The sequence below is a fragment of the Microbacterium sp. EST19A genome (genome assembly GCF_019969685.1).
Lineage (GTDB): Bacteria > Actinomycetota > Actinomycetes > Actinomycetales > Microbacteriaceae > Microbacterium.
In genome coordinates this window covers 465,242-487,020 of record NZ_JAHXYZ010000002.1, presented here as the reverse complement: position 1 = coordinate 487,020, position 21,779 = coordinate 465,242, and the positions used below count along the sequence as shown (strand labels likewise).

Below are 21,779 nucleotides of genomic sequence, written 5' to 3'. Positions count from 1 at the left end.
CGTACGGTGGAGGCATGGTTATCAGACGTGCAGTGGTGACAGGTGCGAGCTCGGGGATCGGTGCGGCGACGGTGCGCACGCTCCGCGGACGCGGATGGGACGTCGTCGGCGTCGCACGGCGCGAGGATCGGCTCACGGCGCTCGCCGAGGAGACGGGCGCCTCTGCGATCGCCTGCGACCTCACCGACCCTGCCGCCGTGGACGCGCTCGTCGCCGAACTCGAGAAGTCCGGGCCCGTGCACGCGCTCGTCCAGGTCGCAGGCGGAGCTCGGGGGACCGACCGCGTCGAGGATGCGGCGATCGACGACTGGCAGTGGATGTTCGACGCGAACGTGCTCGCGACGCAGCGACTCGTGGCCGGGCTCCTTCCGCTGTTGCGCCGCGCGGCGGCATCCGACGGGCACGCCGACACGATCTTCATCACGTCCACCGCCGCACTGACGCCCTACGCCGGCGGCGCGGGCTACAACGCCGCCAAGGCGGCCGAGAGCATGCTCGTGAAGGTTCTCCGTCAGGAGCTGAACGGGGAGCCGATCCGCGTGGTCGAGATCGCGCCGGGAATGGTGCACACCGAGGAGTTCACGCTGAACCGTCTCGGCGGCGACACCGTGGCTGCCGAGGCCGTGTACTCCGGCGTCGAGGCGCCGCTCGTCGCGGGCGATGTCGCCGACGTCATCGCCTACGCGCTGGAGTCGCCGGCGCACGTCAACCTCGATCAGATCACGATGCGTCCGGTCGCCCAGTCCGCCCAGCACCTGCTCGCTCGCGGTCCGCTGCGCGTGCGGTCGATCGACTGACGATGGCCCGCACCCTCGCCGAGCTCGCAGCGGACGGGCAGATCGACACCGGGTGGGCGGAAGCGCTCGCCCCCGTGCAGGAGCAGATCACCGCCCTGGGTGAGCGGTTGCGTGCCGAACAGGCCGCCGGCCGCGGCTACCTGCCGGCCGGAGGCAACGTGCTCCGCGCGTTCCAGCGTCCGCTCGCCGACGTCCGGGTGCTCATCACCGGGCAGGACCCGTACCCGACGCCCGGGCATCCGATCGGACTGTCGTTCGCCGTGGAGCGCGACGTGCGTCCGCTCCCGCGCAGCCTCGCGAACATCTACAAGGAGCGCGAGAGCGATCTCGGCCTCCCGCCCGCTCCGCACGGCGACCTGACGGCGTGGAGCGATCAGGGCGTGCTGCTGCTCAACAGGGTGCTGACCGTGCAGCCCGGCAACGCGGCATCCCACCGCGGATGGGGCTGGGAGGCGGTCACGGAGCTCGCGATCAGAACGCTCGTGGCCCGTGATCAGCCGCTCGTCGCGATCCTCTGGGGGAGGGATGCCGCGAACCTCCAGCCGATGCTGGGCGACACGCCCGTCATCGCCTCCGCCCATCCGTCGCCGCTCTCGGCCAGCCGAGGGTTCTTCGGCTCGAAGCCGTTCTCGCGGGCGAACGCGCTGCTCGAAGAGCTCGGCGCGGATCCGGTGGACTGGAGGGTGGAGGGCGAAGCGCCTTCCTCCCTAAGCTGAGCGCATGCAGTTCGAGCCCGGGGACCGTCGCCGCGTTCTGCCGCGTCATCTGCGTCCGGAGGCGGCGCCCGAGGTGTTCTCGTACACGATCCGCGCCGCGCGCACCAACGACCTCGCCCACATCCGCGAGATCTACAACCACTTCGTGAGCAACTCCGCGGTGACGCTCGACGAGCGGCGCAGCAGCATCCCTTACTGGCGGGAGAAATTCGCGCTGCTCGAGAAGCTGAAGCTGCCGTTCCTCGTCGCCGTCTCCTCGGGCGGTGAGGTGATCGGCTACGCGCTCGCTCAGCCGTGGGCCGGCAAGAACGCCTACCGGTACACCGTGGAGGACTCGATCTACCTCGGGCCGGGCGCCGGAGGGAAGGGCCTCGGCGCGGCGCTCCTGCAGGCGCTCGTCGACGCCTGCGAGCAGATCGGGCTGCGCGAGATGGTCGCGGTCATCAGCGACAGCGGGGCAGAGGCTTCGATCCGCCTGCACGCGAAGCTGGGCTTCGTCGAGGCAGGACGCATGGGGCGCGTGGGCTACAAGTTCGGCCGCGACCTCGGGACCGTGTACATGCGTCGGGTGCTCAAGCCGGTGGGACGGCGGCGGGGGAGCCTGTTCGGGGCGAAGCGCTGAGAGCGCGTTCCGTCTCGCTGAAGCCCGCTCAACGACCGGGGGAGTGCGGGATGACCGGGATCGCCGACAGCAGCGTCTTCGTGTAGTCGTGCTGGGGGTGCAGGAGCACGTCGGTCGTCGCCCCGCGCTCGACGATGTGGCCGTCCTTCATCACGACGACCGTGTCGCAGAGGTTCTGCACGACGCCGATGTCGTGCGAGACGAGGAGCAGCGTGAGCTCGGTCGTGCGCCGCAGCTCCATCAGCAGTTCGAGGATCTGCGCGCGCACCGTCACGTCGAGCGCCGACAGGGGCTCGTCGCCGACCAGGATGCGAGGACGATGCACGATCGCGCGGGCGAGGGCGATCCGCTGCCGCTGTCCGCCGGAGAACTCGTGCGGGTAGCGGTCGGCCATGTCGGGCTCGAGCCCGACCTGCTCCAGCACCTCACGGACCCGGGCACGGTGGTCGCCCTCGATGTCGAGCGCCCACAGCGGCTCGCGCACGATCTGTCCGGCCGACATCCGCGGATCGAGTGACGCATACGGGTCCTGGAAGACCAGCCCCGTCTCGCGACGGAGCCAATGCAGACTCTTGGCGGATGCCGCGGCATCCACCCTCCGTCCGTCCACGCTGACCGTTCCATCCGTCGGGCGGTCGAGTCCCAGCAGCAGGCGGATGAGCGTGGACTTGCCCGATCCGGATTCGCCGATGATGCCGACCGAGGAGCTCTCGACGACGTCGAGGTCGGTCGGCGCGAGTGCGGTCTGCGTGCGGCTGCGCTCGAACGTCGACCGCTTCGGGACGAAGAAGTCCCGGCTCAGTCCTCGTGCTTCGATGAGGCTCATGGGGTGCCTCCATCCGGGCGCCAGAGCGTCGCCGTCGCATCACGCAGCAGCCCCTGTGTGACGGGCGAGGTCGGAGCCGTCAACAGGGTCGAGACCGGTGCGGCTTCGATCACGCGTCCGTGCTCCAGCACGACACCCTCGGTGGCGACCTGGGCGAGCACGGCCAGGTCGTGGGTGATGAAGACGAGCGACATGCCCTCCTCCGCCACGAGCGACAGCAGCAGGGAGAGGATCTCGGACTGGATCGTGACGTCGAGCGCGGTGGTCGGCTCGTCGGCGATCAACAGTCGGGGGCGGCACGCGAGAGCCATCGCGATCGCGACGCGCTGCCGCTGCCCGCCGGAGAGCTGATGCGGGTACCGGTCGACGATCGATTCGGGGTCGGGCAGTCGCACGCGCGCGGCCTCCGCGATCGCGCGTTCGCGAGCCTCCCGGCGGCTGACCTTCTCATGGATGCGGATGGATTCCGCGATCTGCCGTCCGACCGTGCGGATCGGGTTCAGGGCGGTCCTCGGCTCCTGGAAGACGATGCCGATGTCATCGCCGCGGAGCTTCGCGAGCTCGCGATCGGGCATGCCGATCAGCTCGGTGCCGTTCCAGCGGATGCTGCCGCTCGCGGTGGCCCCGTCGGGGAGGAGTCCGAGCACGGCGAGGGCGGTGAGCGACTTGCCGGAACCCGATTCTCCGATCAGTCCGAGACGCGAGCCGTCCGGCACCTCGAACGAGATGCCGTCCACCACGCGACGGCCGTCGATCTCGACGACCAGGTTCTCGACCGCGAGAGTCATGCGACCACCGCCGGGGTGTGGATCTCCGCGGCACGGTGCCGCAGCGTCGGATCCGTGGCTTCACGCAGCCCGTCACCGAGGAGATTCAGGGCGAGGACGGTGATCGTGATGGCGAGTCCCGGCCAGATCACCGACAGCGGGTGCACGCCGATGTAGCGCTGCAGGTCGGCGAGCAGGATGCCCCAGCTCGGCTCGACCACCGAGGCGCCGAAGCCGAGGTACGACAGGCCGGCTTCTGCGAGCACGGCCACGGCCATCGACCACGAGAGCTGCACGATGAACACGGGCGCGACGTTCGGCAGCAGATGGCGCACCAGGCTCTGGCCCGACGTGAGGCCGGAGGCGCGGGCGGCGAGAACGAAGTCGCTCTGCTGCACGCGGCGCAGCTCCGGGCGCGTGACGCGGGCGATGTTGACGCCGAAGCCGATGCCGACCGCCCAGATGACGACCCAGAGCGATCCGCCCCACACCGAGGAGATCATCATCGCGATCAGCAGCACCGGGAAGGCGATGAGGATGTCGACGAACACGGCGACCGTCTCGCGCACCCAGCGGGTCGTGAGCGCGCCGAGCGCGGCGAGGACGATGCCGATGACGGTCGCGACGACACCCGCCCCGACGCTGACGAACACGGTCGTCCTCGCGCCGGCCATGATCAGGCTGAGGATGTCGCGGCCCGTGTCGTCCGTGCCCAGCAGATGCGGCCAGCTGGGCGGGAGCCAGCGATCGCCGATGTCGGACGACTGCGGATCGAACGGCGTCCAGAAGGACGACACGATCACGGTCACCGCGATCACCGCGACGACGATGAGTCCGAAGCACCCGGTGGCGGTGCTCCACAGTCTCGAGAGCCAGCGGGCGGTCATGCGGCCTCCCGCTGTCGCGGGTCGATCGCCCGGTGCAGCAGATCGACCAGGAAGCCGATCACGAGCACGAAGCCGGTGAGCACGAGCAGTTCGCTCTGCACCTTGATCAGGTCACGGGTGCCGACGTCGGCGACCAGCATCCGTCCGATGCCGGGGAGTGTGAACAGCTGCTCGATGACCACGGAGCCGACGATGATCCCGGCGACCTGCAGCCCCAGCACGGTGATGATCGAGAGTCCGACCGCCGGGATGCCGTGCTGGATCAGTGCCCGCGTGCGCGTCAGCCCCTTCGCGGCGGCGGTGCGCACGAAGTCCTGACCGGCCGCCTGCAGCGTGGCGCTGCGGACGAAGCGCATGAGCATCGCGCCCTCGACGATCCCGATCGTGAGGGCGGGCAGCAGGAGTGCCTCGATGGCCTTTTCCGGCGTCGACCAGCCGGTGCGCGGGAATCCCTGCGGCGGCAGCCATCCGAGCCAGACCGAGAAGACCACGATCAGCATCATGCCCGCCCAGACCACGGGGACGGCGGCGAGCGTCTGCGCGCCGACACTGAGCGCCGTTCCGCCGCGCCGTCCACGGAGGAGAGCGGCGAGGATGCCGAACGGCACCGCGATGAGGACCGCGATGAGGAGCGACATGATCCCCAGCGGCACGGTGACCTGCGCCTTGAGGAACAGCTCTTCGCCGACCGAGGCTCCGGAGAGCAACGAGGTGCCGAGATCGCCCCGGAAGATGCCGCCGATCCAGTCGGTGTACTGCGCGAGGAGCGGACGGTTCAGCCCGAGCGACTCGCGGAGGGCGTCGACCTCGGCGGGGGAGGCCTGGGTGCCGGCGATCAGCTGGGCGACGTCGCCGGGGAAGACCCGCAGCGTGAGGAAGATCAGCACGCTCGACACGAGGAGCCCTGCGACGAGCAGGGCTCCTCGGACGAGCGCGTAGCGGAGCACGGAGAGTGAACCGCGGCTTACTTCTCCGGCGAGACGGTCACGCCCGCGAGGTTGATGCGCGAGTTGATCGAGTCCTCGGGGAAGCCCGCGACGATCGGGCTCACGGCCGTGATGGTCTCGCCGTTGTACAGCCAGTCCGCGGCGTGATCCTCCGACACGATCCGCGCGGCCTGCGCGAGCAGCTCGGCGGACTTGTCGGGGTCGACCTCGGCCTGCGCCTGCTCGTAGAGATCCTGCACCTCGGCGTTGTCGTAGCCGAAGTAGTAGTCGGGGTTGGCGAAGTTGCCGAAGTCGCGCGGCTCGACGTGCAGCACGAAGCTGAGGTCGTAGTCGTGGTTCGTGTACACGTCTTCCAGCCAGGCCGGGAACTCGACCGAGTCGACCTCGAGCGTGACGCCGACCTTGGCGAAGTCCGAGATCAGCACCTTCGGCACCGTCGTCCCGTAGAAGCTCGGGATGGTGAGAGTGAGCTCGAGGTCCTCCTGGCCGGCTTCGGCGAGGAGCTCCTTGGCCTTCTCCGGGTCGTAGGAGATCACGTCGGAGAGGTCTTCGTAGCCCGGGTCGAGCTCGGGGATCGGCCCGTACAGCGTGGTGCCGGCGCCGACCGCCTCGATCAGCGCCTCATGGTCGATGGCCAGGCGCAGGGCCTCTCGCACGCGGACGTCGTCGAGGGGAGCCTTCTTGTTGTTGAAGGCCAGCGTCGCCTTGTCGGTGGTGCGGCCCTTCGTGAGCGTGAAGTCGCCGGAGTCCTCGAGCTGCGAGGCGAGGTTGGGATCGACCGCCGTCAGCACGTCGACATCGCCCGCGAGCGCGGCGTTGACGCCGGCCGTGAAGTCGGGGATGTACTGGAACTCGACCTCGGCCACGCCGGCCTTCTCGCCCCAGTAGTCGTCGTTGCGCGCGAACGTGATGGTGCTGCCCTTGTTCCAGCGCGTGAGGGTGAACGGGCCGGTGCCGTTCTCCGCCGTCTTGAGGTCGGTCGTGTCGCCCGACTTGAAGACGAGGCCGGCAGGACCCGTGAGCGCGAACAGGAAGTTCTGGTTCGGCGCAGAGAGGACGATCTCGACGGTCGTCGCATCCGGCGCGGTGATGGATGCCACCGACGCGAACTCGGCGTTGCCCTGGATCGTGGCGTCGGTGCGGACCGCCTCGTAGGAGGCGACGACGTCGGCGGACGTGAGCGGGGTGCCGTCGTGGAAGAGGACGCCGTCGTTGAGCGTGAAGGTGTAGGTGAGTCCGTCGTCGGACACCTCGTAGTCGGAGGCGATCCGACCCTCGATCTCGTTGTCCTGCGTGCGGGTCACGAGGCCCTCATAGATGTTGTCGATGAGGACCTGCTCGAGCGCGGCACCGCTGGTGTGCCGGATGTCGAGGTTGGTCGGCTCGAGGACCAGGCCGACGTGCAGGGTCGCGTCGGGGTCGGGCTTGCCGGGAGACGCGGACGGCTCCTGCGCAGGGGTGCCGGAGCAGGCGCTGAGGATCACGGCCGTGGCCGCGAGAGCGGAGATCAGCGCGAGACGTCGGGTGCGTCGGAACATAAGGCGTTTCCTCTCGGTGCGGCAGTTGCTGTGTGCCGTTGGATCGAGCCTAGAGATGGGTGGAGGTGTGCGGGTCGGCTGTGGAACGATTCGTCATATTCCGGTGCCTGCCGACGCGAGCGAGGCGATGAGATCGGCAAGGGCGGTGGGGGCCGTCTCCTGCACGTTGTGCGTCGCATCGAACGCCACGACACGGGCCTGAGGGACGCGGCGCTGCAGTTCCTCGGCATCCGTCTCGCTCACGAAGCCGCGGGTCGCGCGCACGAGCGTGATGGGCGCGCGCACCGCTGCCAGGTCGTCCCAGCCGGTCACGTGCAGCACGGACGGCGCCGCCGCTGATCCCGGGTCGTGAGCGGCGAGCGCCTGCGCCGCGAGGTGCGCGAAGTGATGCTTCCACTCGATGCGCCCGTCGGCGCGGACGCGCGTGTTCAGGAACACGCCGCGTTCGGTCTCGGGGCGTGTGCCGCCGAAGCCCAGGGAGATCGCCTTGTCGACGAGCTCGTCGCGCGTGGCGAAGTCGGTGGGGCCCTCGTAGAAGGCGCGCAGCGCCGCAGGTCCCGCGCTGACATCGATGCCGGGAGTGATGTCGACGATGACGAGTTCGGCGACGAGGTCGGGGCGGGATGCGGCGAGGGCCGCTCCGGTGAGGCCGCCGAGTGACTGCCCGATGATGAGCTGCGGCTGCGTGGTCCATGCATCGAGTGCCGCCGCCACGTCGACGGCGAGCGTGCGCGGGGTGTAGTCGGCATCCGCGCGCCAGGACGAGTCGCCGTGGCCGGCGAGGTCGATCGCCAGCAGCGGCTGCCGCAGGGCGAGGGACGTGGTGTCCCAGGTGTGCGCATTGAGGCCGGCCCCGTGGAGCAGCGTCACGCGGGGCGCTTCGGTGCCGAAGCGCAAGGCGCTCACGGTGCGTCCGTCCCCGAGTTCGAGCGCGACGCGCTCCACGGGAGGAAGCGGGACGCCCAAGGCTTCGGCCTGTGCGGGAAGATAGCTGAACTCGGTGATGTCGATCGCCACGTCCACATTCTGCTCCCTGAAATCGACCGCGGGAAATTCGAGAGCAGATTGGTGAGCAAAATGGCGTCACATCTTCGCCATACGCTCAATCTGAAGAATATGCAGTGTGCATTCTGCATTCCACCCTCGTCGTATGGCCGCAGCCGCGGCATCCGGGTGGCGAATATCATGGATGAATGAGCGAGACGCGCGTGCATCTGTCCAAGACCGAACCGGCGGCGTACCAGGCGCTCGACGCCTTCGCGAGGACGGTGGGCGAGATCTGCGCCGCGAACGGCATCGACGATCGCCTCAAGGAGATCGTCATGATCCACAGCTCGCAACTCAACGGATGCAGCTACTGCGCCCGGCTCCACGTCGATCGGGCGCTCAAGGCCGGTCTCGACACCGACACCATCACGCAGATCCCGACCTGGCGCGAGAGCGGCGTCTTCAGCGACCGCGAGCGTGCGGCCCTCGAGCTCGCGGAGGCGTTCACGTTCATCTCCGAGGACGGCGTCTCCGACGAGGTGTACGACCTCGTCGGGAGCGTCTTCACCGAGAAGGAGTACGCCGCATTGAGCTGGGCCTGCATCTCGATCAATGCGTTCAACCGCGTCGTCATCGCCGGTCGCTACCCGGTTCCGCCGCGCACCCCACAGGCGCAGGCATGACGATCCTCGACATCGACGGCGTCAACAACGTCCGCGATGTCGGCGGCATCCCTGCAGAGGGCGGGCGCATCCGCGCCGGCATCCTGCTGAGGTCGGGCCAGCTCTCCGGCGCGACGACCGCGGGCGTCAACGCGCTGCGGGGGAGCGTGCAGCACATCGTCGATCTGCGCGACGGCGAGGAGGTCGCTGCCGAGCCGACCGAGATCGAGGGGCCGGCCACGACGCATCTTCCGCTGTTCCTCGGCTCGGTGCGGTCCTTCTTCGAAGACGACACGAGCCTCGACGACCTGTATCTGCACCTGCTCGAGGAGAGCGGAGAGCGGCTGGTCGAGGCCATCCGTATCATCGCCGCGGGCAGGCCGACGCTCGTGCACTGCACGGTCGGCAAGGACCGCACGGGTGTCACGGTCGCTCTCGCGCTGTCCGCCGTCGGAGCCGATCGGGAGGCCGTGATCGCGGACTACGCGCTCACCGAGTCGCAGCTGCCCGCCCAGCGGTCGCAGCGCATCGCGGACTATCTACGCGCGCAGCATCCGGAGGCACTGCACGCCGTGGCCCTCGCGACGCAGTCGCCCGCGCCGGTGATGCGCCGTCTTCTGGAGCAGGTCGACGAGCGGTGGGGCTCTGCGGCCGGCTATCTCCGAGCCCAGGGGATGACCGACGAGGAGCTTGTCGCGCTGAAGAAGGCCCTCGTCGAGGAAGGTTAGGCAAGCCTTCACTTGGTGTACGATGGGATCACCATGAACACCTCCCTCGAGCTCCGCAGCACGCGCGCCCAGCGGCGCGAAGCGCGTCGCCGCGCACACCACCTGGTGACCGCAGACGAGCACTCGCTCGCCGACCTCGAGATGTTCCTGGCCACTCTTCCTCTCTGCGCGTCCGGCCGCATCTTCATCGAGGTGCCCGACGCGTCCGACATCGGCGTTATCCACGCACCGGGCCGCATGACGGTCACCTGGCTGGCCCGCGGACAGCGCTCCGGCGCACCCGGCTCCGGTCGTTCGTGCGCTCCGGGTCAGGCTCTGGCCCGCGCCACGTGCGCGTGGGCAGACGAGATGATGTGCGACGACGAGATCGAGACCCACGTCACGCTTCTCGGCGGGTACCTCGGCACAGCTGACATCGTCGATCACCTGACGACGGCGCTCGACATCGAGCCCTCGCTCATCCACTCTCCTGAGCGTTTCGGCCTGCTTCCCGCCGACCGCTGACGTCTCCGCGGGCGACAGCCTCAGCGTGAGCGACGCACGTAGTTGCCGTCCTCCAGGCCCGCCTCGATCTCGAAGCGGTTGCGCAGCGGGTTCCGTCCTGCGAACAGGTAGAGCACCGGCATCAGGAAGCCGTAGCGCAGCCACTGCTCCCTGTGCACCGCCTCGTGGCGCAGCACGGCATCGGTCGGACGCGAGTCTCCGGTCAGGAAGCAGCCGCCGACGCAGACGCCGCCGCGGTTGAAGGTCCATTTCGGCATGCCCTGGAAGATCCAGAGCCCCGCGCGCCGCTCGACCGGTCCGGTGCTCCAGAGGGAACCCCAGATCCAGCCGACCGCGGTGCCCCACCAGTAGCCGACCCGGCTGATGGGCGACCGCAGCAGGAAGGCGGGGATGCGGCGGTCGAAACGCCGTCCTCGGTCAAGGGCCGCGTCAGCGGCCGGCCGCCAGTCCGCGGTCATGCGACGGCCCCGACCAGGCGGAGGAGCGCGCCGAGATCGTCGACCGCATCCGCCGGTGACCGCGGCGCGAACCCGGAGATCGTCGCTCCGGCGAGCGGGACCTCTTGGCGCAGTCGTCGGATCGCGGCGCTCAGTGCCGCCGGCGAGGCACCGAACGGTGCGGCCGACGACACCCCGGCGAGGTCCGAAGGGTCGAGCACGTCGACGTCGATGTGCACCCACACGCGGGAGGCTCCCGTGGCGCGCACCGCCTCGACGAGCGCGTCGGTCCGCTCGAGATCGTCGACCGAGAGCTGCGTCAGCGAGCTGAGCTGATCCACTTCGGCGTCCTCGAGGTCGCGCATGCCGACGGTGACGACCCGGTCGCGGCTGATGCCGGGGGAGAGAGTCAGCTGCTCCTCGCCTTCGCCGAGCACCGCGCGTAACGCCATCCCGGAGAACGCCCCGGACGGCGACGTCTCCGGCGTGTGCATGTCGGCGTGGGCGTCGCACCAGACGACGGCCAGGTCGTCGGTGCCGCCGGGCAGTGCAGCGAGGGCGGCGACGGTGACGCTGCAGTCGCCACCGATGACGACGGTGCCGGCCTCGAGGTGCTCGCGCACGAGTTCCCGCGTATGGAGCAGGGCGCTCAGGCGACGAACACCCGTGCCCAGCGACTCGCCGGCTTCGACCGGGACATCCAGCACGGTCGTGGCCGCGCGAGGGAGGTCGCCGGCGATCGCGGACGCGCCGTCCACGAGGAGCATCGCACGCGGTGCGGGCGAGCCCTGCCACTGCGGGACGACGAGGAATCGCACCATTGTTGCCTCCGGGGGAGAAGCGCTGATGCCCCGGACTCTTCGCGTCCGGGGCATCAGCGGGTGGTGTCAGTTGCCTTCGATGGCCTGGCGCGGGGCGGAGCCGCCGGCCTTGAGCTCGGCGAGGCGGGCCTCGACCTCGGTCAGCTCGCCGAGGTCTTCCAGGCTCTCGAACTGCGCGTCGAGGCTGGAGGCCGCGAGCTCGATCTTGCCCTGGGCGAGAGCCTCCTGGCGGCGGACCTTGTCCTCGAAGCGTCCCAGCTCGCTGGTCGGGTCGAGCACGTTGATCGACCCGACGGCGTCCTGCACCTTCGTCTGGGCTTCGGCGACCTTGGCGCGGGCGAGCAGCTCGCTGCGCTTGTTCTTCAGCTCGCCGAGCTTCTCCTTCATGCCGTTGAGGCCGCTCTTGAGCTTGTCGACGATCTCGGTCTGCGAGGCGATGGTCGGCTCGGCGCCGCGAGCTTCGCGCTCGGCGCTGATCTGGCGCTGCAGGGCGATCTTCGCGAGGTTATCGAACTTGTCGGCATCGGCGGGGTTGGTCGCACGCACGTCATCGGCCTTGCGGCTGGCGGCGAGGGCCTTGTTGCCCCACTCGGTGGCCGCCTGGACGTCTTCTTCGTGGTCGCGCTCGAGCAGGCGCAGGTTGCCGATGGTCTCGGCGATCGCGGACTCGGCGTCGGCGATGCTGTTCGTGTAGTCGCGAACGAGCTGATCGATCATCTTCTGCGGGTCTTCCGCAGAGTCGAGGAGCGAGTTGATGTTCGCTCGGACGAGGGTCGAGATACGTCCGAAGATGGACTGCTTGGTCATGCGTGGTTCCTTTCAGAGGGACGGAATCGTGAGCCTGGGATACATGTCGATGTGCGGATCAGAAGCGCCTACCTCCGGATCGTCCACTGCGACCGCCGCTGCTGCGGGAACTGCTGCGCGAGCTGCTGCGGGAGCCGCCGCCGAAGCCGGAGCTGCGGTAGCCGCCGCCTCCGCCTGACCGCCAGCTGCTGCCGCGAGAGGAGCCGCCACCGCCGCCGCCTCCGGAGAGAAGGCCACCGATGATGCCGCCGAGGATGTCGCCGCCGAGCCCGGAGCCGCCCGACGAGGAGCCGGAGCCGCCGAATACCCCGCCCCAGCCGTTGTCCTGGTAGGTGTTGGTGTCGTAGGACTGCACGTCCGACTGCGCGGTGTACGTCGCCTGTCTCACGAGTTCCACGGCGCGGTTCGCCTCGGCCAGTGCGGCGTCGACGTCGGTCGCGCGGAGGCTCTGGGCCTGTGTCAGGCTGGCTTCCGCCGAGGCGAGCCTCGTGCGTGCCGTGGAGCCGACCGTGCCGCGGCGGGTCTCGATGTACTCGCGTGCCGCGCGGATCTCGGATGCCGCCTGGGTGAGGGTCTGATCGAGCATCTGCTGCACCCGACGCGCCCGCTCGACGGTCTCGCGTCCCTGTGCGAGAGCGGCGTCGATCTGGGTGTTCGCGGCCGTCAGGGTCTCGAGAGCGCTCTGCGGATTGCGCGGTGCGGCGGAGAGCTGCGTCTGCGCGACCTGGAGCTGCTGGGCGGTGGCGGATGCCGCTGCCGCGATCGTGCCGCCGGCGTCGGGGAGCTGCTGCGCGGCAGCGAGGTCGGCCTGCAGCTCGGCGATCAGGGCCTGCGCCTGCGCCTCGATGGCGGTGAGCTCCTGGCCGAGAGCGGAGATGGCCTGTGCGAGCTGGGCCGACTGCGCGACCGACTGCTCGGCGGTGCGGATCGCGAAGGCCGCCTCGCCGGACCGGCCGGCGGCGATCGCCTGCGCTGCCGCCTCGATGGATCGGTCGGCGAGGGCGGCACGCTCCTGGGCCTGGGCGGGATTGTCGGCCACGGTGCTGAGGGCAGCGGCATCGTAGGCGGTCGACAGCGTCGCCAGCGCGGGGGCCGCTGCCGCGACGACCGGCGTCAGCGCCGCTCGCTCGCCGCGCACGCGCTCCAGTTCCTGGGGAGCGTTCTCCTCGAGCTTGCGGAGTGCGTCGAACGCCTCGGTGTTGTCGTCGAGCACGTCGTCGATCTCGTCGGCGAGCTGGATGATGCGGATGTGCCAGGCGCGGCGGTCGTGGATCGTGTCCTCGATCTCGTCGTCGAGCTTCTGCTTCAGATCGAACGCCTCGGACATCTTGGCCTTGGCCGCATCGACGGCGTGCGTGAACTCCGCCGTGGCGCCTTCGCCGAACTGGGCGACGGCGAAGCCGAGTTCTTCCTTGCTCGAGGTGATCGCATCGTCTGCCTGCACGAGGGCGACACCGGCCTGAGTCTCGACCTGCTCGTCGGTGAGAGTGGAGAACGGATCGTTCGGGTCGGGCTTCTCGGGCATGGCGCCGCGTCTGCGGACCTCGGCATTGCGTCGAGAGCGCCGGACGAGGGCGATGACGAGCCAGAGCAGCAGGCCCGCGACGACGATCGCGCCGATGATGAGGGCCACCCGGAGGGCCCCCGCACCGCCGTCGCCCTGGATCTCATCGGCGGCCAGGGTGATCGCTCCCACCCAGTCGTCCTGCGAGGCGAGCGGCACCATCTTGTTCTCGACGTCGTCGAGCTTCGCGTCGCTCAAGGGTCCGTCGGGGGCGGCGGAGATGTAGAAGCTCCGTCCTTCGACGGCGATCGCCAGCAGGTACTGCTCGGAGCCGAGGTTGTTGGCCTCGGCGACCGCGTCGGCCCACTCGGCGTTGTCAGAGGGGGACGAGAAGTCGTCGACGAGCACGACGAACAGGTCGGCGTTGGAGTTCGCGCTGAGCTCTGTCAGCCGGGCCTCGACGTCGGCTTCCTCACCTGGGCTCAGGACACCGGCGTCGTCTGTGACGTACCCGGAGTCGAGGGTGAGCGGATCGGTGGCGGAGGCCGCGGAAGCGGAGAACGCTCCGGCGACGGCGGCCACGGCCAGCGCGGCCAGCGTGAGCCACCGTTTCGTCATGCTGTTCCCTCCGACCGGCAGCCGAGCCCCATGTCACGAGTCTATGCACAGAGGTCGACACGCGACAGCACTCGATGGCCGATCTCCGTTCGCCATCAGCGGAGACACATACGCTGGAAGGCATGGATGACAGGTACGGATCGGACGTGCTGGCGTCGGGTTGGCGCGACCGCGGAGTCAAGAAGGTGCCGCAGGTGCCCGCTGAGACCGATCTCGTCGTGGAGGTCGCGGACGACGGCTACTGCGGTGCCGTGACCCGGGTGCAGGGCGGCAATGTCGAGCTCGAGGACCGTCTCGGGCGCAAGCGGCTCTTCCCGCTCGGCGGCGGCTTCCTCATCGACGGCGCCCCGGTGCGGCTTGTCGTGCCCGCCGCCAGGGAGCAGGGGCCGAGGCGCACGGCATCCGGGTCCTTCGTCGTCGCCGATCAGCGCGCGCGCGTCGCGCTGCCCAGCCGCATCCTCGTCGAGGGAAAGCACGACGCGGAGCTCGTCGAGAAGGTCTGGGGTGCGGATCTGCGCGTCGAGGGCGTGGTCGTCGAGTTCCTGCAGGGCGTCGATCTGCTCGATGAGCTGCTCGCCGCAGAGCCGCCGAGCGCGAGCCGCCGCTACGGCGTGCTGGTCGATCACCTCGTGCCCGGGTCGAAGGAGTCGCGCATCGCTGATGCGGTGGCCCGTGGTCCGCACGGCCGTCATCTTCGCATCGTGGGGCATCCGTTCGTCGACGTGTGGCAGTGCGTCACTCCGCGCGCCCTCGGCATCGCGAAGTGGCCGGACATCCCGCGCGGCACCGACTGGAAGACAGGGATCTGCCGCGCCTTCGGCTGGCCGCACGAGACCACGGCCGACACGGGACGGGCGTGGCAGCACATCCTCTCGAAGGTGACGACCTACCGCGACCTCGAGCCCGCGCTGCTCGGACGCGTCGAGGAGCTCATCGACTTCGTGACGGAACCGGCGCGCTGAGTCCCTGCGGCTACCCTGGGAAGATGCCCGAACCCCGCACCTTCCGTGACGAGCCGGTGTCCTTCGTGCGCCGGAGCGGCCGGATGTCCGAGGCGCAGGACCGCGCCTTCATCGAGCTCGCCCCGCACTACCTGCTCGACGTCCCGCGTGATTTGGCGTGGACGTCGGTGCACCCGGAGGCGCGCCTGGCTCCGGCGGCGGAGTACGGCCGGGATGCCGACCTCTACGTCGAGATCGGGTCGGGGCAGGGGCATGCGATCGTCGCCGCGGCATCCGCTCGTCCGGCAGACGACTTCCTCGCCGTCGAGGTGTTCCGCGCGGGGCTCGCGCGGACCATGCTCGACGCCGACCGCGAGGGCGCGCGCAACCTCCGCGTCGTCGAGGCGAACGCTCCGGAGGTGCTGGCCTCGTTCCTGCCGGAAGCCGCGGCCCGCGAGGTGTGGATCTTCTTCCCGGACCCGTGGCACAAGAAGAAGCACACGAAGCGGCGTCTCGTCCGGGCCGGCTTCGGTGACACCGCGGCGCGCGCGCTGCGTGACGGCGGGCTCCTCCGGCTCGCGACGGACTGGGAGGATTACGCGCTGCAGATGCGCGACGTGCTCGACGCCGAGCCGCTGTTCGAGCGGGCCTTCGAGGGAGAGTGGGCCGAGCGCTTCGACGGTCGCGTCATGACCGCTTTCGAGCGCAAGGGCATCGCGAAGGGCCGCGACATCCGCGACCTCGTCTACCGACGCCGGGACCGCGCATGACCGAGACGACCAGTCGCACGTCGATCCGTACCGGCATCCTGCCGGCGATCCTGGTCTGCGCGGCGGCTCCGGCGTTCTTCGTGCTGGAGATCCCCTGGCTCGGCTGGGTGCTGCTCGCGCTCGGCATCGGCGCGGCCTGGTTCGTCGAACGGGGGAGGGTGACCGCCTCCGAGCCCTCACTGACCCGCGACCTCTCGCTCATCGCGATCGGGCTGCTGATCGTCAGCATCATCCCGCTGGCAGCCGAACTCGACAATCTGGCCATGCTGCGATTCACGCTGGCGCTCGGCGGCGCGGTCGCCGTGCCCTACGTGATCTCGCGCTTCGTCTACCGTGACCGTGCCATCAGCTTCCCGTGGCGCACTCGCAAGCGCTGGGGGCGCCTCCAGTGGGGCTGGCTGGTCGCGGTGCTCGTGCTCGGCTGGCTGATCCTGCCGTTCTACTTCATCACGAGCGGTGTCTACCAGAACTGGCCCGTCGTCGACTCGCCCGAGCTGATCGCGCGTCTGTTCGTCGGGGTCGGCGCGGTCGGCATCTGGGACGAGCTGTTCTTCATCTGCACGGTGTTCGCCCTGCTCCGCCGGCACTTCCCCGACATGATCGCCAACCTGCTGCAGGCGATCGTGTTCGTCTCGTTCCTGTGGGAGCTCGGCTACCGGGAATGGGGGCCGCTGCTCACGATCCCCTTCGCCCTGCTGCAGGGATTCATCTTCCTGCGGACGCACTCGCTCGCCTACGTCGTGACCGTGCATCTCCTGTTCGACGCCGTGGTGTTCGCCGTGCTCGTGCACGCGCACAATCCCGGACTTCTTCCGATCTTCCTCGTCTGACAGCGGTGTTCTGAGAGAATCGGCCCATGCTCATCGTCGGTCTCGTCCTCGCCGCAGCCGCTGCGGCCTTCCACGTGTTCATCTTCGCGCTCGAGTCGCTGCGGTGGACCGATCCCGAGACGAGGAAGATCTTCGGCGTCGCCAGCGAGGCGGATGCCGTCACGATGAAGCAGCTGGCGTTCAACCAGGGCTTCTACAACCTGTTCCTGGCGCTGACCACGCTGCTCGGCATCGGCCTCGTGATCGTCGGATCCGCCACCGTCGGACTGACCCTCGTGTTCGCAGGCACCGGCATGATGGTCGCCGCGGCCCTCGTGCTCGTGCTGTCGGACCGCACCAAGGTGCGGGCCGCCGCGATGCAGGGCACGCTTCCGCTCCTCGCCGTCATCGGCACCGCGATCGGCATCGCGATCAGCTGACGGGGTGACATCCGGTCCACCAGCCGCCACACTCGTTCCATGGCCGACTGGGTGCTGCACGTGGACATGGATCAGTTCATCGCCGCCGTCGAGGTGCTGCGTCGTCCGGAGCTCGCCGGGCTTCCGGTGATCGTCGGCGGACGCGGCGACCCGACCGAGCGTGCCGTCGTGTCGACCGCCTCGTACGAGGCTCGCGAGTTCGGCATCGGTTCCGGCATGCCGCTCAAGATCGCCGCCCGCAAGGCACCGGAGAACGCGGTCTTCCTCCCCGTCGACCACGAGGCCTACGGATCGGCGTCGGCCGAGGTCATGGCGGCGCTCCGGGCGCTCCCCGGCGTGGTGCTCGAGGTGATCGGCTGGGATGAGTGCTTCCTCGGCGTGATCACCGACGACCCGGAGGCGACGGCCCGTGAGGCGCAGGCCGCCGTACTCGAGGCGACCGGGCTGCACTGCTCCGTCGGCATCGGCGACAACAAGGTGCGCGCCAAGATCGCGACCGAGTTCGGCAAACCGCGGGGGAGCTTCCGGCTCACGGAGGAGAACTGGTTCGACGTGATGGGCGCCAAGCCCACGCGCGACCTGTGGGGCGTCGGCTCCAAGGTGCAGAAGCGCCTCGCCGAGCACGGCATCGCGACGGTGCGCGAGCTCGCCGACGCCGACGAGCAGGAGCTGGTCACGGAGTTCGGCCCGAAGATGGGCGTCTGGTACCACGGCCTCGGCTCCGGACTCGGGCCGAGCGTCGTCGACGACACGCCCTGGGTCGCGCGCAGCCACAGCCGTGAGACCACCTATCAGCAGAACCTCACGAGCCCGGCTGAGGTCGAGGCGGCGCTCCGCGAGCTCGCCGGGCACGCGTTCGACGACTGCGCCGCCGAGGGGAGGCCGGTGATCCGCGTGCATCTCAAGGTGCGCTACGCGCCGTTCGAGACGAAGACCTTCGGACGCAAGCTCGCGGCGCCGACGACCGAGCGCCAGGATGTCGTCGATGCAGCCGTCGCCCTCGGTGTCACGCTCGACTCCGGGCGGGAGGTGCGGCTGCTCGGCGTGCGGGCGGAGATGGCGATGCCGGATGAGGGCGATGCCGTGGAGCGGACGCCGGTACGCGGCAGGATCTGACGCGACTCTCAGTCGTCGTACACGCCGAAGAGTCCCTTTCCGAACCGTGTCACCGCGTCATAGGCCTCGCTGTACGTCTTCGGCGCCTTCGCGCCCGGGTTGTACCGGGCGAGGAGCAGCCCCGTGAGACCGACTGCCGGAGCGGTGAGCGGACGGTGCTTGTGCTTGACGGCGGCAGCCGTCGCGTCGTCCTCTTCGGGATTGCGTCCGATGTAGAGCGCTTGCGGCTTCGGCCACGTGTAGGGCTGTCGGGGCTCGGTGAGGTTCACGGCGTTGAAGATCGGGTTCGCGCTCTGGTCTCTCAGGGTGAGCGGTGCCAGACCGTGCTGACGGCAGAGGGTGTTGATGATCGACCCGTGGTGCATCTGATCGTGGATGACCGTCTCGCGGGCGGTGTAGGCGCTCACCACGATCGCCGGTACGCGCACGCCGAGTCGATCGAACACGAAGCCCATCTCGCCCGGTCCGCCCCGGTCCGGAGGCGTCGTCTGCGGCGGTGCGACGTGATCGTAGGTGCCGCCGTGCTCGTCGAAGGTGATGACGAGGGCGGTGTTCATGGCGTTCGACCCCTTGCGGGACTTGCTCGTCCGGATGGCGTCGTACACCTCCTGCACGAGCCGGTCACCCGAGCGCACGTCGGAGAGAGCGCTGTTGTATACCGGCACCTTCTCGCCGTCGATCTCGACGTCCGTCTCGCGGACGTACTCGCCCCACGGCGGATGCATGTCGTTGTGGTTGAAGACCATGCGAGGCTCGATGAAGCTGTAGGCCGGAAGGTCGCCGTTCCTCGCGTCATCGTGGAACTGACGCATCTCGCGGAAGTTCGTCTTCCAGTAGCGCTGCAGCACCGGCGAATGCAGGAGTCCGGTCAACGAGACCAGCTGGGAGCCGTCGTAGTAGACGCGCCAGGGGATGCCGGCCTCTTCCAGGCGGTTGAAGATCGTGGGGGCCGCGGGGCCGTCGATCCATTTGTAGTATCCGTCGCCGCCATGATTCGTGACGTAGCCGTGCGACGTGGAGGCGTGGAAGAAGAGGCGGTTGCAGAACGTCTGCGAGGGAACGGCGGCGTGCCACGCGTCGTAGACGGCGAACTCTCGGGCGAGGGTCGAGAGCACCGGCATCATGTCGGGACTGAAGCCGCCCATCGCCACCCGATACTCGTCCGGTGTCGGGGGCCGGCCCTTGTCGAGCTCGAAGTTGATGATGTAGTCGCGAACGAACCCTTCGTTGGTCGGGGTCGCCCCGGTCGCCGGGGTGTTGAAGGGCGGCATCTGCCCGTTCTGCCGGATGTGCGAGTTGCCAGCCGGATCGACCGTGCCGAAGAGCTGCGTGTTCACATGCGGGAAGTGCTCTCCGGGATCCGGCTGCGGAGACTGCATGATCTGGTCGGTCGAGCCCGAGTAGATGTGCGCTTCGACCGTCTCGCCGTCGGGACCGGGGTTCGAATAGGTGCCCTGCGCGAGCCCGTCGAACTGGTCCTTCGACTTCTCGTCGGCGCTGTAGAGGTGCCCGAGCATGTTGTCGAAGCTGCGGTTCTCGAACATGACGACGACGACGTGATCGAACCCGGGGACCGTCCGGGTCGGCAGCGGCGCGAACTCGGGCGGGTTGGCCGTGGCCGCCGCCGTGACGGCGGCGCCTGCCGATCCTCCGATCGCGAGCCCCGCGGCGCCGAGTCCCGCCCGGCGCAGGAAGTCGCGGCGTGACTGCGGCGAGGTGGACTCCCCGTCCGCGTGGGTGCTCGTCGCTTCGTCCACCGGCGCCTCCGATCGCGTGCCGCAATGATAGCAACGCCGCTGACCCGGTGATCGGAAGGCATTCGCTAAGGTCTCATCATGGCGGTGCGAGTGCGATTCGACAGGAATGCCCGGTACGGCGCGTCCATGGTCGGGGTGCTGTTCGCGGCCTACTTGAACATCGCCACCAACTTCGATGCCTTCATCCAGGCGGAGAACTACGCGGGGGTGCTGGGCACCGACGTCCCCGCGGTCGACGTCTTCGAGTTCCTGATCTGCCTCGGTCTCTACGTCGTGTCGTTCGCGATCTTCCCGACGTCGGGTGCCAGACGGCTCGGCGCCGTGACGCTGGCCTGTGTGACGCTGCTGCTCTGGGCGACGATCGGCATCGAGCGGGGCGTCGGCAACATCGTGGAACCCGTCGGCCTCTGGCAGTTCGTCACAGACCAGGGCATGATCACGCTGCTCGTGAGCCTGGGCGGATGGCTGATCGTGCGGGAGCGCACGCCCGGCGCCTTCGTCGTTCTCCTCCTGATCCTCATTCCGCCGGGCGCGAGCAAGCTCCTGATCGAGAGCTCGGTGACGTCAGGCGCTTATTCACTCGTGACGATAGGGCTGGTGGTCATCCTCGGCCTCGGCGGTGCGTGGCTCGCCGTATCACTCGACAGGCGGATCCGCGCCGGTCGAGCGCGAATCGCAGAGGCTCAGCCGCGGAAGTAGTCGTTCGCCGCCTTCGCGTACTGCAGGATCAATGCGATCCGGCCCTCTCCGCCGTCGATGACGGAGAGGACCGGATCGGACAGAGTGGCCTCCGTGGAAGCCGAGTTCCTTCTCGATCAGCTCGTGAAGTAGTCGTTTGCTGCCCGCGTGTACAGCAGGATCAGGCCGATGAGCGCGAACGCGGCAGAGAGAATCGGGGTGACGAGGTTTCCCGGGTGCGCGGTGATCGCGAAGATCGCCGACGCGAGCGAGAGCAGGAACGAGATCGTCACGAGCACGCGTGCGAAGCCGCTGCCGCTGAACAGGAAGAAGGCGACGAGGAAGGATATGACTCCGACGATGATCGCGACCCACGCCGCCGCGGAGGGAATCCCCGCTGGGGCCACTATTCCCGTCAGGATGAGGACTCCCGAGACGATCTGAGCGATCGCCCCGATCCACGCGAGAACTGCAATGAGAACCACACCACCTGGGCGCTGTCCAGCCATGATACCCACCTCCGGTTTTCTTCTGAATCCACAGGTTTCTGCGGATTTGCTCAACGGTAATGAGCACGTCGGAGAATGGCGGGATATTACAAAACGGTTCGCGGTCTTGCTGGCTCTGGTCAGTCGCGGATCACTGCGGCGACGGCGCTCACCTCGATGAGGGCCCCGGGCACCCCGAGGCCTGCGACGAGCGCGGCCGTGACCAGGGGCGGTGCGCCGTCTCGTGCGAGCTTCGAGGCGACCGCTCCGTAGGCGGCGCGGAGGTCGGCATCCTGGTGGATGAGAACGGTCCAGCTGATGACGTCGTCGAGGCTCGCGCCAGCGGACTCGAGCGCGACCCTGGCGTTCTCGACGGCGCGGGCCGACTGCTCGGCGGCATCCGCCGAGACGACGGCTCCCGTGGCGTCGACACCGTTCTGTCCACCGACGTAGATCGTCGTCGCACCGGGCGGCACGACGGCGACGTGACTGAATGCAGGGCTGACGACGAGCCCCTCGGGTTGAGCGAGTGTGATCTCCATGGAGCGATTGTGCCCCCGGCATCCGACATCGCACCATCCCGCACAGCGCACAGCGCACGCCGCCCGGCCG

25 protein-coding genes are annotated in these 21,779 nt (G+C 69.0%); 12 read left to right on the top strand and 13 right to left on the bottom strand.

The genetic code is table 11. The features are described from left to right. Positions 1–14: 14 nt before the first annotated feature. Genes LC452_RS12400 through LC452_RS12390 form a run of 3 tightly spaced genes read left to right on the top strand, consistent with a single transcriptional unit; the run spans position 15 to position 2,135 of the window. Positions 15–797, top strand: a complete 783-nt coding sequence (locus LC452_RS12400; protein ID WP_223625762.1) for an SDR family oxidoreductase — start codon at positions 15–17, stop codon at positions 795–797. 2 nt (positions 798–799) lie between these two features. Beyond that, positions 800–1,513 carry a uracil-DNA glycosylase gene (locus LC452_RS12395; protein ID WP_223625760.1) on the top strand — a complete coding sequence of 238 codons (714 nt, stop codon included), beginning with the start codon at positions 800–802 and terminating at the stop codon, positions 1,511–1,513. Positions 1,514–1,517: 4 nt separating this feature from the next. Then, positions 1,518–2,135 carry a GNAT family N-acetyltransferase gene (locus LC452_RS12390; RefSeq protein WP_223625757.1) on the top strand — a complete coding sequence of 206 codons (618 nt, stop codon included), beginning with the start codon at positions 1,518–1,520 and terminating at the stop codon, positions 2,133–2,135. Between the two features lie 28 nt (positions 2,136–2,163). On the opposite strand, the gene LC452_RS12385 is transcribed toward LC452_RS12390, so the two are convergent. From LC452_RS12385 to LC452_RS12360, 6 genes are all read right to left on the bottom strand, one after another. Then, positions 2,164–2,961: an ABC transporter ATP-binding protein gene (locus LC452_RS12385; protein WP_223625756.1), complete on the bottom strand. Its 798-nt coding sequence runs from the start codon at positions 2,959–2,961 to the stop codon at positions 2,164–2,166. Next, the gene (locus LC452_RS12380; protein WP_223625753.1) at positions 2,958–3,749 is read right to left on the bottom strand and encodes an ABC transporter ATP-binding protein; all 792 of its coding nucleotides are present in this window, start codon (positions 3,747–3,749) and stop codon (positions 2,958–2,960) included. The genes LC452_RS12385 and LC452_RS12380 overlap by 4 nt, the downstream gene beginning before the upstream one ends. After that, the gene (locus LC452_RS12375; protein ID WP_223625750.1) at positions 3,746–4,615 is read right to left on the bottom strand and encodes an ABC transporter permease; all 870 of its coding nucleotides are present in this window, start codon (positions 4,613–4,615) and stop codon (positions 3,746–3,748) included. The genes LC452_RS12380 and LC452_RS12375 overlap by 4 nt, the downstream gene beginning before the upstream one ends. Further along, the gene (locus tag LC452_RS12370) at positions 4,612–5,562 is read right to left on the bottom strand and encodes an ABC transporter permease (RefSeq protein WP_223625748.1); all 951 of its coding nucleotides are present in this window, start codon (positions 5,560–5,562) and stop codon (positions 4,612–4,614) included. The genes LC452_RS12375 and LC452_RS12370 overlap by 4 nt, the downstream gene beginning before the upstream one ends. 17 nt (positions 5,563–5,579) lie before the next feature. Continuing rightward, positions 5,580–7,100, bottom strand: a complete 1,521-nt coding sequence (locus tag LC452_RS12365; RefSeq protein WP_223625745.1) for an ABC transporter substrate-binding protein — start codon at positions 7,098–7,100, stop codon at positions 5,580–5,582. 93 nt (positions 7,101–7,193) lie between these two features. Further along, the gene (locus LC452_RS12360; RefSeq protein WP_223625742.1) at positions 7,194–8,123 is read right to left on the bottom strand and encodes an alpha/beta fold hydrolase; all 930 of its coding nucleotides are present in this window, start codon (positions 8,121–8,123) and stop codon (positions 7,194–7,196) included. A gap of 170 nt (positions 8,124–8,293) precedes the next feature. Between LC452_RS12360 and LC452_RS12355 the strand changes: the two genes are divergently transcribed. Genes LC452_RS12355 through LC452_RS12345 form a run of 3 tightly spaced genes read left to right on the top strand, consistent with a single transcriptional unit; the run spans position 8,294 to position 9,981 of the window. Continuing rightward, a complete protein-coding gene (locus tag LC452_RS12355) occupies positions 8,294–8,770 on the top strand; it encodes a carboxymuconolactone decarboxylase family protein (protein WP_223625739.1) in 477 nt (158 codons plus the stop codon). After that, positions 8,767–9,477 (top strand): tyrosine-protein phosphatase, encoded by a 711-nt coding sequence (locus LC452_RS12350; RefSeq protein WP_223625736.1) that lies wholly within the window; start codon positions 8,767–8,769, stop codon positions 9,475–9,477. Before LC452_RS12355 ends, LC452_RS12350 begins: the two co-directional genes overlap by 4 nt. Positions 9,478–9,510: 33 nt before the next feature. Next, a complete protein-coding gene (locus LC452_RS12345) occupies positions 9,511–9,981 on the top strand; it encodes an SIP domain-containing protein (RefSeq protein ID WP_223625734.1) in 471 nt (156 codons plus the stop codon). Positions 9,982–10,001: 20 nt separating this feature from the next. Here the strand turns inward: LC452_RS12345 and LC452_RS12340 are convergent, their stop codons facing one another. From LC452_RS12340 to LC452_RS12325, 4 genes are all read right to left on the bottom strand, one after another. After that, complete coding sequence (locus tag LC452_RS12340; protein WP_223625731.1) at positions 10,002–10,439, bottom strand: Fe-S oxidoreductase; 438 nt, start codon at positions 10,437–10,439, stop codon at positions 10,002–10,004. Next, positions 10,436–11,239 (bottom strand): arginase family protein, encoded by an 804-nt coding sequence (locus tag LC452_RS12335; RefSeq protein WP_223625728.1) that lies wholly within the window; start codon positions 11,237–11,239, stop codon positions 10,436–10,438. The genes LC452_RS12340 and LC452_RS12335 overlap by 4 nt, the downstream gene beginning before the upstream one ends. Positions 11,240–11,305: 66 nt before the next feature. Further along, positions 11,306–12,046, bottom strand: a complete 741-nt coding sequence (locus tag LC452_RS12330; RefSeq protein ID WP_136055888.1) for a PspA/IM30 family protein — start codon at positions 12,044–12,046, stop codon at positions 11,306–11,308. A gap of 58 nt (positions 12,047–12,104) precedes the next feature. Beyond that, on the bottom strand, positions 12,105–14,168 hold the full coding sequence (locus LC452_RS12325) for a TPM domain-containing protein (protein ID WP_223625725.1): 2,064 nt from the start codon (positions 14,166–14,168) through the stop codon (positions 12,105–12,107). Positions 14,169–14,290: 122 nt separating this feature from the next. Between LC452_RS12325 and LC452_RS12320 the strand changes: the two genes are divergently transcribed. The 5 genes from LC452_RS12320 to LC452_RS12300 are packed head-to-tail and all read left to right on the top strand — an operon-like array spanning position 14,291 to position 18,244. Next, positions 14,291–15,130 (top strand): DUF3097 domain-containing protein, encoded by an 840-nt coding sequence (locus LC452_RS12320; RefSeq protein WP_223625722.1) that lies wholly within the window; start codon positions 14,291–14,293, stop codon positions 15,128–15,130. Positions 15,131–15,153: 23 nt separating this feature from the next. Beyond that, a complete protein-coding gene (gene trmB, locus LC452_RS12315; RefSeq protein ID WP_223625720.1) occupies positions 15,154–15,879 on the top strand; it encodes a tRNA (guanosine(46)-N7)-methyltransferase TrmB in 726 nt (241 codons plus the stop codon). Beyond that, on the top strand, positions 15,876–16,709 hold the full coding sequence (locus LC452_RS12310; protein ID WP_223625717.1) for a CPBP family intramembrane glutamic endopeptidase: 834 nt from the start codon (positions 15,876–15,878) through the stop codon (positions 16,707–16,709). The genes trmB and LC452_RS12310 overlap by 4 nt, the downstream gene beginning before the upstream one ends. A 26-nt stretch (positions 16,710–16,735) precedes the next feature. Further along, complete coding sequence (locus LC452_RS12305; protein ID WP_223625714.1) at positions 16,736–17,128, top strand: DUF1304 domain-containing protein; 393 nt, start codon at positions 16,736–16,738, stop codon at positions 17,126–17,128. A 39-nt stretch (positions 17,129–17,167) separates the two neighbouring features. Further along, positions 17,168–18,244 carry a DNA polymerase IV gene (locus LC452_RS12300; RefSeq protein WP_223625711.1) on the top strand — a complete coding sequence of 359 codons (1,077 nt, stop codon included), beginning with the start codon at positions 17,168–17,170 and terminating at the stop codon, positions 18,242–18,244. A gap of 8 nt (positions 18,245–18,252) precedes the next feature. On the opposite strand, the gene LC452_RS12295 is transcribed toward LC452_RS12300, so the two are convergent. Beyond that, on the bottom strand, positions 18,253–20,001 hold the full coding sequence (locus LC452_RS12295; RefSeq protein WP_223625709.1) for an alkaline phosphatase family protein: 1,749 nt from the start codon (positions 19,999–20,001) through the stop codon (positions 18,253–18,255). A 78-nt stretch (positions 20,002–20,079) separates the two neighbouring features. Here LC452_RS12295 and LC452_RS12290 point away from each other — a divergent pair, with 78 nt between their 5' ends. Then, positions 20,080–20,700: a hypothetical protein gene (locus tag LC452_RS12290; protein ID WP_223625707.1), complete on the top strand. Its 621-nt coding sequence runs from the start codon at positions 20,080–20,082 to the stop codon at positions 20,698–20,700. A gap of 116 nt (positions 20,701–20,816) precedes the next feature. Here the strand turns inward: LC452_RS12290 and LC452_RS12285 are convergent, their stop codons facing one another. Both LC452_RS12285 and LC452_RS12280 read right to left on the bottom strand, forming a co-directional pair. Further along, positions 20,817–21,188, bottom strand: a complete 372-nt coding sequence (locus LC452_RS12285; protein WP_223625704.1) for a hypothetical protein — start codon at positions 21,186–21,188, stop codon at positions 20,817–20,819. 119 nt (positions 21,189–21,307) lie between these two features. Then, positions 21,308–21,709, bottom strand: coding sequence for a RidA family protein (locus LC452_RS12280; protein ID WP_223625702.1), 402 nt, complete (start codon positions 21,707–21,709; stop codon positions 21,308–21,310). Positions 21,710–21,779: the final 70 nt, after the last annotated feature.

What these genes read in the sequence shown, in the direction of transcription:
- LC452_RS12400 (WP_223625762.1), top strand. Translation starts at nt 15, where the DNA reads ATGGTTATCAGACGTGCAGTGGTGACAGGTGCGAGCTCGGGGATCGGT.
- LC452_RS12395 (WP_223625760.1), top strand. Translation starts at nt 800, where the DNA reads ATGGCCCGCACCCTCGCCGAGCTCGCAGCGGACGGGCAGATCGACACC.
- LC452_RS12390 (WP_223625757.1), top strand. Translation starts at nt 1,518, where the DNA reads ATGCAGTTCGAGCCCGGGGACCGTCGCCGCGTTCTGCCGCGTCATCTG.
- LC452_RS12385 (WP_223625756.1), bottom strand. Translation starts at nt 2,961, where the DNA reads ATGAGCCTCATCGAAGCACGAGGACTGAGCCGGGACTTCTTCGTCCCG.
- LC452_RS12380 (WP_223625753.1), bottom strand. Translation starts at nt 3,749, where the DNA reads ATGACTCTCGCGGTCGAGAACCTGGTCGTCGAGATCGACGGCCGTCGC.
- LC452_RS12375 (WP_223625750.1), bottom strand. Translation starts at nt 4,615, where the DNA reads ATGACCGCCCGCTGGCTCTCGAGACTGTGGAGCACCGCCACCGGGTGC.
- LC452_RS12365 (WP_223625745.1), bottom strand. Translation starts at nt 7,100, where the DNA reads ATGTTCCGACGCACCCGACGTCTCGCGCTGATCTCCGCTCTCGCGGCC.
- LC452_RS12355 (WP_223625739.1), top strand. Translation starts at nt 8,294, where the DNA reads ATGAGCGAGACGCGCGTGCATCTGTCCAAGACCGAACCGGCGGCGTAC.
- LC452_RS12350 (WP_223625736.1), top strand. Translation starts at nt 8,767, where the DNA reads ATGACGATCCTCGACATCGACGGCGTCAACAACGTCCGCGATGTCGGC.
- LC452_RS12345 (WP_223625734.1), top strand. Translation starts at nt 9,511, where the DNA reads ATGAACACCTCCCTCGAGCTCCGCAGCACGCGCGCCCAGCGGCGCGAA.
- LC452_RS12340 (WP_223625731.1), bottom strand. Translation starts at nt 10,439, where the DNA reads ATGACCGCGGACTGGCGGCCGGCCGCTGACGCGGCCCTTGACCGAGGA.
- LC452_RS12335 (WP_223625728.1), bottom strand. Translation starts at nt 11,239, where the DNA reads ATGGTGCGATTCCTCGTCGTCCCGCAGTGGCAGGGCTCGCCCGCACCG.
- LC452_RS12330 (WP_136055888.1), bottom strand. Translation starts at nt 12,046, where the DNA reads ATGACCAAGCAGTCCATCTTCGGACGTATCTCGACCCTCGTCCGAGCG.
- LC452_RS12325 (WP_223625725.1), bottom strand. Translation starts at nt 14,168, where the DNA reads ATGACGAAACGGTGGCTCACGCTGGCCGCGCTGGCCGTGGCCGCCGTC.
- LC452_RS12320 (WP_223625722.1), top strand. Translation starts at nt 14,291, where the DNA reads ATGGATGACAGGTACGGATCGGACGTGCTGGCGTCGGGTTGGCGCGAC.
- trmB (WP_223625720.1), top strand. Translation starts at nt 15,154, where the DNA reads ATGCCCGAACCCCGCACCTTCCGTGACGAGCCGGTGTCCTTCGTGCGC.
- LC452_RS12310 (WP_223625717.1), top strand. Translation starts at nt 15,876, where the DNA reads ATGACCGAGACGACCAGTCGCACGTCGATCCGTACCGGCATCCTGCCG.
- LC452_RS12305 (WP_223625714.1), top strand. Translation starts at nt 16,736, where the DNA reads ATGCTCATCGTCGGTCTCGTCCTCGCCGCAGCCGCTGCGGCCTTCCAC.
- LC452_RS12300 (WP_223625711.1), top strand. Translation starts at nt 17,168, where the DNA reads ATGGCCGACTGGGTGCTGCACGTGGACATGGATCAGTTCATCGCCGCC.
- LC452_RS12290 (WP_223625707.1), top strand. Translation starts at nt 20,080, where the DNA reads ATGGCGGTGCGAGTGCGATTCGACAGGAATGCCCGGTACGGCGCGTCC.
- LC452_RS12285 (WP_223625704.1), bottom strand. Translation starts at nt 21,188, where the DNA reads ATGGCTGGACAGCGCCCAGGTGGTGTGGTTCTCATTGCAGTTCTCGCG.
- LC452_RS12280 (WP_223625702.1), bottom strand. Translation starts at nt 21,709, where the DNA reads ATGGAGATCACACTCGCTCAACCCGAGGGGCTCGTCGTCAGCCCTGCA.